This window comes from Natrialba sp. SSL1 (assembly GCF_001861355.1).
In the GTDB taxonomy this organism is placed as follows: Archaea; Halobacteriota; Halobacteria; order Halobacteriales; family Natrialbaceae; genus Natrialba.
The window spans coordinates 130,051-145,214 of record NZ_MASN01000060.1 but is presented as its reverse complement, the minus strand read 5'-3'; the positions used below and the strand labels follow the sequence as shown (position 1 = coordinate 145,214).

General features: G+C 63.4%; 17 protein-coding genes and 1 tRNA gene. 12 read left to right on the top strand and 6 right to left on the bottom strand.

Annotated elements, in window-relative coordinates; all coding sequences use genetic code 11:
* Window positions 1-23 precede the first annotated feature (23 nt).
* The gene (gene thiE, locus BBD46_RS19690; RefSeq protein WP_071403366.1) at window positions 24-695 is read left to right on the top strand and encodes a thiamine phosphate synthase; all 672 of its coding nucleotides are present in this window, start codon (window positions 24-26) and stop codon (window positions 693-695) included.
* Window positions 692-1,534, top strand: coding sequence for a hydroxyethylthiazole kinase (gene thiM, locus BBD46_RS19685; protein WP_071403365.1), 843 nt, complete (start codon window positions 692-694; stop codon window positions 1,532-1,534). The genes thiE and thiM overlap by 4 nt, the downstream gene beginning before the upstream one ends.
* A 14-nt stretch (window positions 1,535-1,548) precedes the next feature.
* On the opposite strand, the gene BBD46_RS19680 is transcribed toward thiM, so the two are convergent.
* Entirely contained in the window at window positions 1,549-2,247 is a 699-nt protein-coding gene (locus BBD46_RS19680) for a rubrerythrin family protein (protein ID WP_071403364.1), read from the bottom strand.
* Between the two features lie 55 nt (window positions 2,248-2,302).
* A complete protein-coding gene (locus BBD46_RS19675) occupies window positions 2,303-3,169 on the bottom strand; it encodes a sulfurtransferase (protein WP_071403363.1) in 867 nt (288 codons plus the stop codon).
* A 282-nt stretch (window positions 3,170-3,451) separates the two neighbouring features.
* Between BBD46_RS19675 and BBD46_RS19670 the strand changes: the two genes are divergently transcribed.
* Both BBD46_RS19670 and BBD46_RS19665 read left to right on the top strand, forming a co-directional pair.
* A complete protein-coding gene (locus BBD46_RS19670; protein WP_071403362.1) occupies window positions 3,452-4,246 on the top strand; it encodes a sulfurtransferase in 795 nt (264 codons plus the stop codon).
* A 92-nt stretch (window positions 4,247-4,338) separates the two neighbouring features.
* Window positions 4,339-4,782 (top strand): hypothetical protein, encoded by a 444-nt coding sequence (locus BBD46_RS19665; protein WP_071403361.1) that lies wholly within the window; start codon window positions 4,339-4,341, stop codon window positions 4,780-4,782.
* A 35-nt stretch (window positions 4,783-4,817) separates the two neighbouring features.
* Here the strand turns inward: BBD46_RS19665 and BBD46_RS19660 are convergent, their stop codons facing one another.
* The gene (locus BBD46_RS19660) at window positions 4,818-6,425 is read right to left on the bottom strand and encodes a dihydrolipoyl dehydrogenase (protein WP_071403360.1); all 1,608 of its coding nucleotides are present in this window, start codon (window positions 6,423-6,425) and stop codon (window positions 4,818-4,820) included.
* Window positions 6,426-6,509: 84 nt separating this feature from the next.
* Window positions 6,510-6,773: a type II toxin-antitoxin system HicB family antitoxin gene (locus BBD46_RS19655; RefSeq protein WP_004267637.1), complete on the bottom strand. Its 264-nt coding sequence runs from the start codon at window positions 6,771-6,773 to the stop codon at window positions 6,510-6,512.
* Between the two features lie 234 nt (window positions 6,774-7,007).
* Between BBD46_RS19655 and BBD46_RS19650 the strand changes: the two genes are divergently transcribed.
* Window positions 7,008-8,396 carry a signal recognition particle protein Srp54 gene (locus BBD46_RS19650; protein ID WP_071403359.1) on the top strand — a complete coding sequence of 463 codons (1,389 nt, stop codon included), beginning with the start codon at window positions 7,008-7,010 and terminating at the stop codon, window positions 8,394-8,396.
* Window positions 8,397-8,619: 223 nt separating this feature from the next.
* Window positions 8,620-9,678, top strand: a complete 1,059-nt coding sequence (locus BBD46_RS19645) for a hypothetical protein (protein WP_071403358.1) — start codon at window positions 8,620-8,622, stop codon at window positions 9,676-9,678.
* 76 nt (window positions 9,679-9,754) lie between these two features.
* On the opposite strand, the gene BBD46_RS19640 is transcribed toward BBD46_RS19645, so the two are convergent.
* Complete coding sequence (locus tag BBD46_RS19640) at window positions 9,755-10,168, bottom strand: RNA-binding domain-containing protein (RefSeq protein ID WP_071403357.1); 414 nt, start codon at window positions 10,166-10,168, stop codon at window positions 9,755-9,757.
* Window positions 10,169-10,244: 76 nt separating this feature from the next.
* Window positions 10,245-10,895 carry an AAA family ATPase gene (locus BBD46_RS19635; RefSeq protein WP_071403356.1) on the bottom strand — a complete coding sequence of 217 codons (651 nt, stop codon included), beginning with the start codon at window positions 10,893-10,895 and terminating at the stop codon, window positions 10,245-10,247.
* A gap of 494 nt (window positions 10,896-11,389) precedes the next feature.
* On the opposite strand from BBD46_RS19635, the gene BBD46_RS19630 reads away from it, so the two are divergent.
* The 6 genes from BBD46_RS19630 to BBD46_RS19605 all read left to right on the top strand — a co-directional run bounded on the left by BBD46_RS19630 (window position 11,390) and on the right by BBD46_RS19605 (window position 15,158).
* Window positions 11,390-11,803 (top strand): hypothetical protein, encoded by a 414-nt coding sequence (locus BBD46_RS19630; RefSeq protein WP_139173724.1) that lies wholly within the window; start codon window positions 11,390-11,392, stop codon window positions 11,801-11,803.
* Window positions 11,804-11,929: 126 nt separating this feature from the next.
* Window positions 11,930-12,033 (top strand) — tRNA-Arg (locus tag BBD46_RS19625).
* 211 nt (window positions 12,034-12,244) lie between these two features.
* Entirely contained in the window at window positions 12,245-12,757 is a 513-nt protein-coding gene (locus BBD46_RS19620) for a hypothetical protein (protein WP_071403355.1), read from the top strand.
* Window positions 12,758-13,163: 406 nt separating this feature from the next.
* On the top strand, window positions 13,164-13,778 hold the full coding sequence (locus BBD46_RS19615; RefSeq protein WP_071403354.1) for a VOC family protein: 615 nt from the start codon (window positions 13,164-13,166) through the stop codon (window positions 13,776-13,778).
* Window positions 13,778-14,515 (top strand): alpha/beta hydrolase, encoded by a 738-nt coding sequence (locus BBD46_RS19610; protein WP_084777831.1) that lies wholly within the window; start codon window positions 13,778-13,780, stop codon window positions 14,513-14,515. Before BBD46_RS19615 ends, BBD46_RS19610 begins: the two co-directional genes overlap by 1 nt.
* A gap of 85 nt (window positions 14,516-14,600) precedes the next feature.
* Window positions 14,601-15,158 (top strand): hypothetical protein, encoded by a 558-nt coding sequence (locus BBD46_RS19605; protein ID WP_071403353.1) that lies wholly within the window; start codon window positions 14,601-14,603, stop codon window positions 15,156-15,158.
* The last annotated feature ends 6 nt before the right edge of the window (window positions 15,159-15,164 follow it).

The window sequence follows — 15,164 nt, the reverse complement described above, 5'->3', positions numbered from 1 at the left end:
GATCACCGCGCGCCCGTGTTCGTATGGCACCGGTACCCTCAAACTGGCAGACCTATCTCGTCACCCAGGAGTCCGTCTCGGCGGGGCGCTCGACGCTCGAGATCGTCGAGGCGGCGATCGCGGGTGGAGTGGACGCCGTCCAGCTCCGCGAGAAGGACACCGACACTCGGTTTCGGTACGAACTCGGTCGGGAACTGCGCGAACTGACGGCCGAGGCGGGCGTGGACCTGATCGTCAACGACCGGGTCGACATCGCGCAGGCGATCGACGCAGACGGCGTACACGTCGGCCAGTCGGATCTTCCCGTCTCGGTCGCTCGAGATCTGCTCGGGCCGGACGCAATTGTCGGCTGTTCGACAGCGACAGTAACAGAGGCTGAGCAGGCCGAAGCCGACGGCGCGGACTACGTCGGTGTCGGAACAATTTACGGCACGACCTCGAAGGATGTCGAGAGACACAAAGACGGCGTCGGCCCGGAGCGCGTCGCCGACATCACCGACGCGATTTCGATTCCGGCGGTCGGCATCGGCGGGATCACGGCCGACAACGCCGGGCCGGTCGTCGAGGCGGGCGCAGTCGGCGTCGCGGTCATCTCGGCGATCACCGCTGTCGACGATCCGCAGGCTGCAACCGCCGCGCTCGCCTCGACCGTCGAAACGGCAAAGCACGTCGAGCACGGAGGGGCCACCGAATGAGTGACACTGACTCACCCGACGTTACCGGCGACGAACTGGCGGACTCGCTGCGGGCCATCGCGGAGGCCCCGCCGCTCGTCCAGGCGCTGACCAACGAGGTGACGATGAACGACGTGGCGAACCTCATCCTCCACTGGGACGCGCTCCCGGTGATGGCCGACTCGCCCGGCGACGCCGGCGAGATGGCCCAGGGTGCAGACGCCGTGCTGTTCAACACGGGCCAGGTTCCGGAGCAGAAAGTCGAAGCGATGCGCGAGGCTGCACAGACGGCAGCCGACCGCGACATTCCGGTCATCCTCGACCCCGTCGGCGTCGGTTCCACGCCGACACGTAAGTCGGTCGCACAGACGCTGCTCGACGAAGTCTCGTTCACTGTTATCAAGGGCAACTACGGCGAGATCAGCGCGCTTGCGGGCGTCGAAGCCGACGTGAAGGGCGTCGAATCCGTCGGCGACTACGACGATATCGAGGAGACCGCCCGCTCGCTCGCCGACTCGACCGGTTCAATCGTCGTCGCCAGCGGGGTCGAGGATATCGTCGCCGATGCGAACAGCGCCTACCGACTCACCGCGGGCCACGAGATGCTCGGCGAGGTCGTCGGCACCGGCTGCATGCTCGGCGCGACCCTCGCCGCGTTCAACGGTGCACTCGAGGACGCCCACGCCGCGGCACTTCACGGAACACTTGCGTTTGGCATCGCGGGCGAGCGCGCGGCTGAGATGGAGTACCAGGGACCGGCGAGTTACCGAACGAACTTCCACGATACGGTCGCCGGTCTGGATGCGGAGATCGAGACAGCCTCGCTTGAGCTCGCTGATCGTGTCGAGCGACTCGTCTGAGCCTGCAGCGGGCGTCAACAGACGGGCTTCGGGTTCGCACCCAGCGCTTCCAGATTCTCGACGTACGCCGTATAGGCGGTCTCGATCGCCTCCGTTGCTGCCTCGATCGCCTGCTCGCGGTCGGCGTCGCTCGAACAGTACTCGGTGACGAGCGCCTCGGCGCGCTCGAGTTGCCCGTCCAGATCATCGCCGAATTCTCGGAAGACGGCCGCAGTCTGCGGGTCTGCGTCGCCAACGAAGTAGCCGACGACCTGTTCCTTCGAGCGCTTGCTCGCCAGGATGCGACCGAGGAATCCGCCGACGCGTTCGGGGGTGGACTCGAGTGTCCGGAGGTAGTCGTGGAGGGCGGGCGTTGCAGTTGGGTCGTAGGACTCGACAGCGAAATCGCCGTCGCCGCGGCTCTCCAGGGTCCCGAGCACGGTTTCGAGGTGCTCGCGTTCCTCCGCGGCGGTCGTCTCGAAGGCCTCGCGTGCGCCGGTCTCGGGTTCGTCGTCCGCCCAGGCGCTAAACGTCTGCCAGGCGGCGTACTCGGCGTCCGCCGTGGCCTCGAGGACTGGTTCGGTCTCGATCTCGCCACCCGTGTCGGCGTAGAGGGACTTCGAGGAACCGAGTCGCGAGAGTTCGGTCTGTGCGTTCTCGCGGACCGTCTCGAGGACGGCCTCGGCCGCGGGCGGGCTGTCGGTGTCAGATTCGTCGGGTGCGTCGTTGGTCATCAGTTCAGGGCTGGTATGGTGGATTATCGTCGCTGGCTCGTCCCGGTCAGTCCGCTCAGCTTCCGTCGCCGGTCTCGACCGGCGCGTTGACCAGATTGCCCCACTCGGTCCAGGAGCCGTCGTAGTTGACCGCGTCCTCGTAGCCGAGCAGTTCGTGCAGCGCGAACCACGCGACGGACGAGCGCTCGCCGATGCGGCAGTAGGCGACCGTCGTTTCGCCGCCCGTAATGCCTTCCTCAGCGTAGAGGGACTCGAGTTCTTCGCGGCTCTTGAACGTCCCGTCGTCGGTGGTGACGGCTGCCCAGGAGATGTTCGTCGCGCCCGGGATGTGGCCGCCACGCTGGGCTGTCTCCTGCAGCCCTGGTGGGGCGAGAATCTCGCCGCTGAATTCTTCGGGCGAGCGCACGTCGACGAGCGGAACGCCGCGTTCGATCGCCTTTTCGACGTCCTCGCGGTAGGCGCGGATGTTCTCGCGCGGGCCGGCGGCGTCGTACTCGACGGTCGAGAAGTCTGGCTCCTCGTCGGTCGTCGGGTAGTCGTTCTCGAGCCAGTACTCGCGGCCGCCGTCCAACAGGTAGACCTCGTCGTGGCCGTAGTATTTCAGCTGCCAGTAGGTGTAGGCGGCGAACCAGTTCGCGTTGTCGCCGTAGAGGACGATGGTCGAGTCGTCGCTGATCCCGTGGGAGCCGAGGAGGTCCTCGAGGTCGTCCTGCTCCAGGACGTCGCGGCGGGTCTGGTCCTGGAGTTGGGTCTCCCAGTTGAACCCGATCGCACCGGGTGCGTGCTCCTCGTCGTAGGCTTCCGTGTCTACGTCGACTTCGACCAGTCGGTTTGTGGGGTCGTCGCTCTGGAACTCGTCGAGGCGGTCGGCGACCCAGTCAGCCGTGACCAACACGTCGTTGGCGTACTCGGTTGCTGCCATACCTATTCCCTAGTTCTCGGGGGTTATAGGGCCGCTCGAACCGGATAATGGAGTCGCTGGTCTGTCCTGTAGGTGAGTGTTACCGCTATCGCGGACGCCCGCTATCGACTCTCATTTCCTCCCCCTGCAGGGTGTCTGACCCCCGACACTCGGTGGGTTGGCTGACTCACGACTGTCACCATGTTCGGCCACGAACCGGAACCGATTGCCACTATATCGGTACCGCGGGGAGACGTGCCGGTACCGAGTCGTTATCGGCGGCGGAGCGAGTTCGCTCAGCCGATGGACGAATCCGTCGTCGTCTCCCCTGACTGGCTGGCAGCGAACCGCGACCGCCCCGACGTCCGCCCCGTCGATGTCAGAGACGCCTGGGAGTTCGACGCCATCGGCCACGTTCCCGGTGCCGCCAGCATTCCCTTCGACAGCTACCGCGACGACTCAGACGCTGACCGCGGTACCCTCCCCGGTGCCGACGCCTTCGGTTCCCTGCTCTCTGCAGCCGGTATCGGTCCCGGCGACACCATCGTCGCCTACGACGACACCCACGGCGTCTTCGCTGCCCGGTTGTATCTGACTGCACTCGAGTACGGCCACGACGATGTGCGATTGCTGAACGGGGACTACAGCGTCTGGAGCCGAGCGTACGAGACGACGACGGCCGCTACCGAGTTCGAGGCGACGAACTACGAGCCCCATCCGCTCGACCGGGAGGAGAGCCCACTGGTCGGCCGCGAGGCGGTCGAGGCCGCACGCGAGCGAGACGCGCTGCTGGTCGACACGCGAGAGCGCGACGAATTCGCGGACGTGCATCTTCCCGGTGCCGTTCGCTTCGACTGGCGCGAGGCCGTGGACGACGAGACGCGACGGTTGCTTTCGGAGGGAGATCTGCAGGGGGTACTCGAGTCCCACGGCATCACGCGGGATCGCGAGATCGTGCTCTACTGTAACACGGCGCGGCGGATCAGCCACACCTACGTCGTCCTGCGGGCGCTTGGCTACGAGGACGTGGCGGTCTACGAGGGGAGTCTCACGGAGTGGTTGGCGATGGACGGCAAAATCGAAACGGGAGCGCCGTAGGTGGGATGGAAGTGCGTGCGCCTCGGCGACAGCGTTCCAAACTCACTCTCGGAACCATTTTGGCGTGACAGTTCGTTCGTGCAATCATCGCAATGGTCCCCCGACGCCACCTCCTGAGCAGTCTCGGCTGTGCCGCTCTCGCGGGCTGCACCGCGGTCCTCCCGGACGACGGCACACAACTGGGTTCGGTCGTCGCGTCGAACTACACTGACGACGAGCGGACGATCGAGGTCCGAATCGCCGCAGACGACGAAACGGTGTCGACGACGACGCACCGGTTGGACGCGATTTCCGAGCAGGTTCCATCTGACGAGCAACTCTCCTGTGAATGGAGTGACGATCCGGACGAGTTCGTCATCGAAGCCAGACGAGAGGACTCCGAGTGGCGAACGCTCGACGTCTCCGAGCGAGCGACGGGCGACTGCGCTGCGGTGGGTGTCCGCGCACGCGACCGGGACTACCTCCCACCGATCGAGTTCACCGTCCACGAGTGTTCCGAACTCGCGGACGACTACGGCTGTGGGTTTCTCGAGTGACGGCTCTGTCGCCGCTGTCGTTCCATTTTCGCAACTCAGGCGCCGCTGACATCCCGCCAATCCGGTGCCGTCGAATACTCTCGCGAAGATAGCTCGTCGAACGCCGCGTAGACCACCTCCGACAGCGCCGGGTGCACGTGCACCGGTTCCGCAACGTCGTCGACCATCCCCGATCCGCTGTCCATCGCGGTAACGACCTCCTGAATCAGCGTCGACGCATGCGGGCCGACGATATGACAGCCCAGTATCTCACCCTCAGGTGAGGCCAGCACCTTGACGAAGCCGTCGGCGTCGAGGATCATCCCCAGCGGCGCGGTTCCGAACGGGAGTTTTGTCGACTGGTACTCGAGTCCCGCCTCTGTCAGTTCCCCCTCAGTTTGCCCCACGCTCGCGACCTGCGGCGACGTGAAAATCGCGTGCGGCATTGCGTGGTAGTCAACCTTCTCGCCGGCGTCGTCGAGCACGTTCGCGGTAACGATTCGGGTTTCGTAGTCCGCCGCGTGTTTGTAGGGTTCGTTGGCGAGAACGTCACCCACCGCCCAGATGTTGTCTGCGGTCGTCTCCAGCTGCTCGTTCACCTCGACGTGGCCCGAGTCGTCTGTCTCGACGCCGGTTTCCTCGAGGTCGAGGCTGTCGGTGTTCGGCCGTCGGCCAGTGGCGAACAGGAGTCGCTCGGCTTCGAGTTCGACCGGTTCGTCGTCGTTCTCTCCACTGTCGTCCCCTTCGTCGCCGTTCCCTCCGTCATCGCTCGGCTCAGCCGTCACGACGACTCCGTCGGCCGTTTCCTCGACCGCCGCCGCCTCGTACCCCGTGTAGAGCTCGCAGTGGGACTCGAGTGCATCCGTCACAACCTCGCTCACGTCGTCGTCCTCGCGGGGGACCAACTGCTCGCTGCGGCCGACGAGCGAGATCTCGGTGCCGAGCGCGCCGAAGAAGTAGCCTAGTTCCGCGCCGATGTAGCCGCCGCCGACGATGACGAGCGAGTCGGGCTGTTCGTCCAGAAAGAGTGCGTCCTCGCTCGTGAGGTAGTCGACGTCCTCGACGCCGTCGATCGGCGGCACGACGGGACGGCCGCCGACGGCGATGACGATTGTCTCCCCGCGGATGCGCGAGGGTGTACTCGAGTCCGATCCTGACGCCGCGTTTGATTCCGACGCGTCCTCGTCGGTCGACTCGACGATGATCGTTCGGTCGTCGACGAACCGTCCCGTTCCGTGGTAGCGGGTGAGGCCGTCGGTGTCGTCGAGCGACGATTCCTGGTTGTCCGCCTTTTCGTAGACGGTGTCGTGGATCGCCGCGGTGAACTCGCCGAACTCGATCTCTTGCAGGTCGGCGCGGACGCCGAACTCGGCCGCGCGGCGCAGTTCGTCGACGATGTCGGCGCGGTGGATGAGCGCCTTCGAGGGGACGCAGCCGCGGGTGACACAGGCACCGCCGAGCGGACCGGGTTCGACGACAGCGGCAGTGAATCCCTCCTCGACGGCGGCAGTTGCGACCTGACTACCGGAGCCGCCACCGAGGACGACGAGGTCGTATTCGTCGGTGCCGCCGTCTGTGACTGTGCTGGTAGCAGTGGGTGCAGTGGAAGCAGTGGTCCGTTCGCTGGAACCGTCAGTGCGCTCGCCAGCGTCGAATCCGGTCATCGGGGGATCGACAACGGCCGACGGCGTAAAACAAGGGGATGCGCTGGCTGGTCTGGTTCGAACGCGTGCCAGCGGCGGCGAAACTCACAGCCAGTCGTCGCCGGTATCGTCTGACTGGCCGTCTCTGTACGTACTGACCGCCTCCTGGAGGTTCCCGATCGCGATCTCTTCGGACTGGCCCTGGCTCGAGACGCCGGTCTCCTCGTGGTCGGCGATGTAGAGGCCGTTCTCGTTGACGCGAAGAGTGACGGTCTCGTCGCGGAGTTCGTCGTACGCCGAGAGGTCGACGGTGAGTTCACGTTCGGTGTGGGTGTCGGCATCAGCGTCGGAATCTGCATCCGAAGGCATACCTCCGCTTTGTCGCCGCACGGGTGAAATACTCATCGACGCGCTGCGACGCGCTTCAACGTACTTCGACGCGCTACTGTGGCGTCGTCGTTACGTTTCCCTGATGGGGTCTCTGAACTGATACGTAAACTCGACAACCGATGCGCACGACCCGGAATCGGCCGCCCGTCCGATTTCTGGCCGCCGAGTCCACGAGAAAAAGGCTTTAACGACCACGCCCCGTACATCCTGCAAATGGTACTCGACGATCTCGGGAGTTCTCTGCGGGGCAGTCTCGATAAGCTCCGCGGGAAGTCACGAATTAGCGAGGAGGACGTCGAGGAGATCGTCAAGGAGATCCAGCGCTCCTTGCTCTCCGCCGACGTCGACGTCTCGCTCGTGATGGAGCTGTCGGACAACATCAAAGAGCGTGCACTCGAGGAGGAGCCGCCAGCCGGGACGCCGGCGCGGGACTTCGTCCTCCGAATCGTCTACGAGGAACTCGTCGGCCTCATCGGCGACTCAACGGAACTGCCACTCGAGGAGCAGACCATCCTGCTGGCGGGACTGCAGGGGTCGGGGAAGACGACCTCCGCCGCCAAGATGGCCTGGTGGTTCTCGACGAAGGGGCTTCGCCCGGCTGTCATCCAGACGGACACGTTCCGACCCGGTGCGTACGATCAGGCCAAGGAGATGGCCGGCCGCGCCGAGGTCGACTTCTACGGGAACCCGGACAACGACGACCCGGTCGAAATCGCACGGAAGGGACTCGAGGAAACGAGCGAAGCCGACGTTCACATCGTGGACACGGCTGGCCGCCACGCACTCGAGGACGACCTGATCGATGAGATCGAGGAGATCGAAGGTGTTGCCCAGCCCGACACGTCGCTACTGGTCCTCGACGCGGCAATCGGGCAGGGGGCCAAGGAGCAGGCCCAGCAGTTCGACGAGTCGATCGGCATCGACGGTGTCGTCATCACGAAGCTCGACGGTACGGCAAAGGGTGGTGGTGCCCTTACTGCCGTCGACCAGACTGACAGTTCCATCGCGTTCCTCGGGACCGGTGAGGAGGTCCAGGACGTCGAACGCTTCGAACCGGACAGCTTCATTTCCCGGCTGCTCGGCATGGGCGACCTCGGACAGCTCGCAGAGCGCGTCGAGCGCGCGATGGAGCAGACCCAGATCGAGGACGACGACTGGGACCCCGAGGACATGCTTCAGGGCCAGTTCACCCTGAACGACATGCAAAAGCAGATGGAGGCGATGAACAACATGGGGCCGCTCGACCAGGTGATGGACATGATCCCCGGCTTCGGCGGCGGGATCAAGGACCAGCTTCCCGACGACGCGATGGACGTCACCCAGGAGCGGATGCACAGCTTCAGCGTCATCATGGACTCGATGACCGACGCCGAAAAGGAGTACCCGAAGGCCATCGGCGCGAGCCAGATCGAGCGCATCGCTCGGGGCTCCGGGACGAGCGAGGAACAGGTCCGCGAACTGCTCCAGCAGTACAAGATGATGGAGAAGACCATCAAGCAGTTCCAGGGGATGGGCTCCGAACAGGAGATGCAGCGCATGATGAAGCAGATGCAACAGGGCGGCGGCGGTGGCGGCGGGATGGGCGGCCTCGGTCCGTTCTGATACCCGTTACGTTGTTTTCTCCACCCTCTCCACCCACTTCTGGCGCATTCTCTCTTCCGTTCCACCGGTATCTCCCCTCACGGACCCGGCATATGCTCTCCACATCATGTGTGAGGTTAGACACCTATCCAGACCAACCGTATCCACGTTGCCCTTCCCTACCTCTCCGTAGCTGACATATCGACCAGCACGTTAATACAGCCACACTCACATTCTCGACGTAATGAATCGACGCCAGCACCTCGCTCAGCTCGGTGGTGTCGGCCTCGTCGCGCTCTCGGGTTGTCTCGATACCATTTCCGGCGACGAGACCGACGTGGTCGTCGCGGACCGAACCGGACAGCGCGCGCTCGACCGCGCGATTGGCCGACTGAACGAAATTGCGATCGAACTCAGTGCAGACACGGGTACGGATACTGATACTGATACCGACGCCGACGCTGACACCACCAGCAACAGCACCGCCGCCACTGACCCCAGTTCAGGCACCACATTCGATCCCGACCCACACCACGACCGGCTCGAGTCCGCTCGCTCCTTGCTCGACACTGCGGCCGGTGAACTCGAGTCCGACCGTCAGGCGGATGTCGACCTCGTTCGTGACTACGCCGACGTACTCGAGGGGCTCGTCTCAGTCACTGCAACCGTGACCGACGACGAACTTGAGGGCGAGATCGAGGACGTGAGCGCCGCGTTTGAGACAGACCCAGCCGACGAGACGACGGGGGACGCAGCCACAGACGACCTCGACGACGCCCGCGACACCCTCGAGAATCGATCCGGTCTCATCGGCGATGCACAGGCCCTCCTCGAGACCGCCACCCAGACGGTCGACGGCTTCGACGACTCGCGCTATGAATCGCTACCGACCGTCGACCGCACGCAGTTGGGCGATGGGCTCGAGGCACTCGAGTCCGTCCTCGATTCCCAGGCGGTGCTGGTGTCTGGCTACGACGAGTTGCTCACGGGCTACGACGACCTCGAGACTGGACGCGACCGCTTCGCGGACGACGAGTACGATGGGGCCGAAACGGCGTTCCTCGACGCAAAGTCGTCGTTCGAAGCGGGGACGGAGACGATCGAGTCCGGCAGCGACTCCGCATCGACCGAACTCGTGGATGCGTTCGAGACGGCTCACTGCCAGGGAGAATACCTGCAGACGGCTGCGGCGGAGTTTGCAGCGAGCGCAGCGGCTGCTGACGACCGAGATATTGCAGGGGCCCAGCAATACCAGGAGGCGGCAGAAGACGCGCTCGCGGCGGCTGACGAGTGTAGTGAGTGAGCAGTCGGAACCGGTGAACCGCCTCGGGGTCAAGCTCCGAGGCACTCGCCTTGTTTATCTGTAGAGTAGGACGCGATCAGTTATCGACTGGCTTCCCGTCTTCTGTCGGCGGCGCAATCTGGTCGATGTACTCCTCGACCGTTGGTTCCTCGACGCGGACACGGACGCTGATCTCGCCGAGTTCGTCCGGTTCGCCGACGGAGAAATTGATTCGATCCTCGAAGGCCGCCTGCTTCTTGAGCGCAAACGAGAACGTGTCGCCCTCGCGCGTCGAGAAGAACTCGCCGCGAGCGGTGTCGAGAATTTCCTGTCTGTGCAGCAACTCTGAGAAGTGGTCCATCGAGTGTGTCTCGGCGTGAATTTCGCCGAAAGACTCCTCGAGGTCGGCGTTCGGGAAGATGTTGGCGACGGCGTCGGCGACCCGACTGGTCACCTCGGTGTCGTAGACCGGTGCGGTTGCTTCGACGTCGACGCGGTAGATTTCGGACATTGCTCTTGACGCTTGCTTCGGTGGGTACGACTTAGGGTCTAACGGTGTGGTTCGTCTCGGGACTGAACACAGCGAGCTACGGCTGCGGCTCTTCGGGTTCTGCTTCGCTCTCGGTTGCGGTGGTCGCGCTGTCGGACTCGCCTTCGCCCTCGCGCTCGCGCTCGCCCGTGGACTCGGCAGCAGCTCCGTCGCGAATGATCGACCGAATCTGCTCGTGGAACGACTCGAGTGACTCGGTGTTCTCGACGACGATGTCGGCACGGTCCATCGCGTTGTCCATCCCGAAGCCGCGCTCGCGCTCGTCGCGGGCTGCGAGCCCTTCGCCGCCGTCCGCTTCGCTCGCATCACGGCCGCGGGCGTCGATCCGCTCGGCGCGAACGTCGAAGGGGGCCTCGATACTGACCAGCGTGAACGCCTCGCCGAATCGCTCTTCGAAGGCGTCGACTTCGACATCCGAACGGATTCCGTCGACGAGCACCGTTTCGTGATCCGTGAGACGGTCTTCGATCATCGGGAGCGAGCGCTCGGCGATGGCCGCCGGCCCGTTTTCCTCGCGTAGCGCCTGTGCGACCGTTCCGTGGTCTTTCGCCGGGTCGAGCCCGCGGTCTGTGGTTTCCTGCCGGACGACGTCGCCCATCGTCACGACCGGAATCCCATCCTCGCGTGCGACGGTGGCGGCCTCTCCCTTGCCGCTTCCGGGGAGTCCCACCGTTCCGATGACGTGCATCGAGAACTCCTACCGCCGAGACGTGCATAAGGGCTGTGTTCGCTGTCGCGGATCACTGGTCGGCGGTCGTGGATCGGTTCGTGGTTTGCGGTTCGCGGCTCGAACTCCCAGCTCGCACCCAGCACAACCCGGTTCTGACCGTGAGATCGTTCATTTTAGAGGGACTCGAGTACCGGCCGTTTCACGCGTCGAAACTGTGTTAGGGCCGGCGTAGCTGCCAGAACAACTCTTTCAGCTATCGCGTGTTTTCAGCGGTGTCTGTAGTGGGCTGCTAGTCGCTGTCCGACCGCCCCATCTGTAACTGTGTTGGAGCGACTGTAGGGGTCAGAGTCCACCCAGGGCGGCTGACAGCTGTTGCAGCGCTGGAACTGTCGGTGTGGTTGCAACAGATCTATTCGAAATCTGAAACGCTGATAAGTCGCCTGAATTCTGCACGACGATTCGAACGAACTCGATCCATTATCTGGCACCCTCACATCGGGCCAGATGCCGATATGACAGCACCGACCCTCGACCGACGCCGCTTTACGAAGCTTGCCGGTGTCGGTATGATCGCGGCCGTTGCGGGCTGTATGGACGATGAAGAGGACGACGATCTCGGCGACGACGACGGCGATATCGGAGCCGACGACGACGGGCCGGGTGACGACGGTGACCCAGGCGACGATGGTGACGATGATATGGGCGACGGAGACGGAGACGAAGACGAGGACGAGAGCGAAAATGGAGACGAAGACGACGGTGTCGAGAACGGCGACGAAGACGACGAGATGGAAAACGGTGACGACGATGAAGATGGAGTTGGTGACGATGAAGACGAAGATGATGCGGACGCGGACGAAGACGGGGCCGGCGACGATGAGGAAGATGGAGTCGGTGACGACGATGAAGACGATGCAGACCCCTGACGCGGACAACGGTGCGTAATCACGCCTGACGAACACGCGGCACATCGCTTTTTCTGGCGGCGGCGGAGTACCAGTCAGTCAAAGGGTATAAATTGGCCTGACGAATACCCACCAGATGGCGACCGTGGGCACGTAGCTCAGTCTGGACAGAGCGTCGGACTTCTATCCTCGTTGCGGTTGCGACGGGGGAAGACATCCGATGGTCGTGGGTTCGAATCCCATCGTGCCCGTGCGAAACCTATCGTTTCTGGACCTGTATCCAGCGGTTCGCGTACGGATTTTGTAATCAGCTGGATACTCATCGTCACACCCCCACAACTAACAGTTGGCTTACAAATACAAAACTATCTGAAATGTATGGTGCTGATATGGTCTCCAAACGCGCCTCTATGGCCATCTTTCGAACACAAAGAATTTACCACTCAGCCGGCGTTTCCCGGTATGCAGCGCCGTACCTATTTGACTCTCGCTGGTTCAATCGGGTTAGTCACTACTGCTGGCTGTCTCTCCGAGGAACAGGGTGACCACGAGGAGAACACAGATTCCGACTCTCGCTCTGACTCGAGTACCGATTCTACTCCCGACTCCGAGCAGGACCAAGCCGATGACTGTCGGACCGAAACAGAAACCGAATCGGATCACCGCTACGACGAGTGGCAGACCGTCAGCGCCGGTCAGGCGATAACACTTCGAACGGAACTGGAAACCGGCGACGAACTCGAGATACTGGCCGTCCAGACGGACGATGGGGCACGCCCACGTGTCCGGGTCGAGGACCCAAACGGCGATCTCGTACTCGAGACGGATGTCTCCGAGCGTATCGAACGACGCAGTACCGCCCAGCAGGCGGGCCGGTACTACATCCAGTTCGAAAATACTGCGACAATGACTGCCGGCGAGTGGGATCTCGATCTCATCGTGCACCAGGAAGTCGAGACTGAGGTCTGTTCGTAATTCGTGTTCAACTCGAGTAGGTGGACCGCTGCAGGGAGAGTGCAGGGATCGTGTCCCTGCACTGCGACGAAATCTGGGTGAGCAGATTCTGGTGGAGTTGGTCTCGCGGTGGTCTGCAGGGTGCGTTGGAGACCAGTTCAACCAACAGTATAAACGACCATAAACTATCCATCTGTTCCCAACATTTGCCAACTGTTGACACGGAAGCGAATCGGGGTGGTGTCGATAGCTGCTCCATCAATGGACGGTGGGCGGGGGACGTATTCGATTGTCTGTTTCGTTCCCTCGCGTGGTCCCAATCTCCACTCGCGACTGGTACCACCGTCGTAGCTAGTAACACGAGTGTTACGTGGTTGGCCCAGTGTCTCTGTAGGCTTCATATGGGCAGGTAACATAGTGAAACTACATGAGCGACGAGTCAATTCCAGTGACGCCGGAACTGCCGGACAGTCCCGTCCACATGCAGGGCACCGACCACATTACCATCTGGGGGAGCAACGCCGAGGATACGATCGAGTTCTACCGTGATCTGCTCGGAATGCCGCTGGTGCTTCGCCAGCCGAACCTCGACGATCCGTCCCAGACACACCTGTTCTTCGATACGGGCGACGGGCGTATCCTGACGTTTTTCGTCAGCGACGACCGGCCCTCGGCCCGCGGTCAGCGCGGCGGCGTCGGCGCGGTTCACCACCTCTGTTTTAGCGTCGATCCGGACGAGTACGAGGAGACGATGCAGGCACTCGAGGACGCCGGCTATCAGTACAACATCTTCGACCGGGGCATCTTCCACTCGATCTACACGCGAGACAACAACGGCCTCGTCATCGAGCTTTCGGCGGATAAGTACGAGATTCCGAACGACCGCCGCGGAGAGATTCTGGCGAAGGCACAGGAACTGCGCGAGGACGACGGTGCGGAGTACGCCAAGGACGAGCACCTTCGCGGTGCGATCGAAGAACTCGGTCTCGAGGTCGTCGAGCACGACTTACCCGACGCAAGTGCTGGCACCGGTGGGCTGTAATGACGGTACCGACAGAGCGCGGGAACGGCGGCGACGGTGGCGATGGCGGCACCAGTGGCAGCGACGACAGCAACGACAGCATCGACGGTCCACATCAGGGCCAATCGCTCGTAACAGCCGGAACGGAACTCGAGTCCGCCGACGCGGCGATGGTCCTCGTACACGGCCGCGGAGCGACCGCGCGGAGTATCATCCAGATGGGGAGCGAGGTCCACCGGGACGGACTCGCGCTCCTCGCGCCGCAGGCCCAGCGCAACGAGTGGTATCCGAACTCGTTTCTCGCGCCGGTCGAGTCGAACGAGCCGGGGCGAACGTCGGGACTACAGGCGATTTCGGATGCGATTGAGGTGGCAAACGAGGCCGGCGTGTCGACCGACCGAATCCTGGTGCTCGGCTTTTCGCAGGGTGCCTGCCTCGCGAGCGAGTACGTCGCGCGCAACCCGCAGCGCTACGGCGGGCTGGCCGCGTTGAGCGGTGGCCTGATCGGTGACGAGATCGAGGTGGCGGACTATCTCGGTGGAGAGACGGCCGCTGACCTCGACGGCACCCCCGCCTTCCTCGGCTGCAGCGACGTCGACCCCCACATCCCCGAAGAGCGGGTCCACGAAACCGCGAGCGTTCTCGAGGAACTCGACGCCGACGTGGACACCCGCATCTACGAAGGGATGGGCCACGGCGTGAACGAGGACGAACTCGAGGCAGTCGCTTCGATGGTCGCTACGCTGGTCGAAGAGTAAGGCCCAACACGCAACGTATCACGGGTGGTGACTCTCCGGCTCGGTACAGCCGCTGCTTATGGCGTTCTCGGTCCTATCGCTGTCTATGGGAACGGATCGCTGGCGCGTGAACCGACGGCGAGTACTCGCCGGTCTCGGTGGCGCGGCAGCGATTACTACAAGCGCTGGCTGTCTGGGGTTGGGAACAGAGTCTGAGGGCGGCGGGAACGACCCGGAGACGGCTGGCAACGAGACCGAATCCGACAGCGACGACTCGGGGCCGGTTACCGATGCAGCCGAAACGACCGTCACTGACACCGACCCAGACACCTGGGCCGACGTTTCGACGATTCGACTCGACGCCTACGTCGGTGGCTGGGTCGGTGTCGAACCCGATCATATCGACCGCGTCGAGAATCCCACACTCGTTCTCGTCGAAGGACAGGAGTACGAGCTCACTTGCGAAAACCAGGACAACGTCAAGCACAACCTCGCGATCCACGACGAATCGGGGGCGGTCGTCGGCGAGCTCTCGTCCCCGATCGTCGCGACACCTGGCGAAACTGCAACGCTCCGGTTCGAGGCACGTCCGGAGATGGTGACCTACATCTGCGAGCACCAGCCGGTGATCCAACTCGGCGACATTCAGGTTGTCGACGGCTGAACGGTG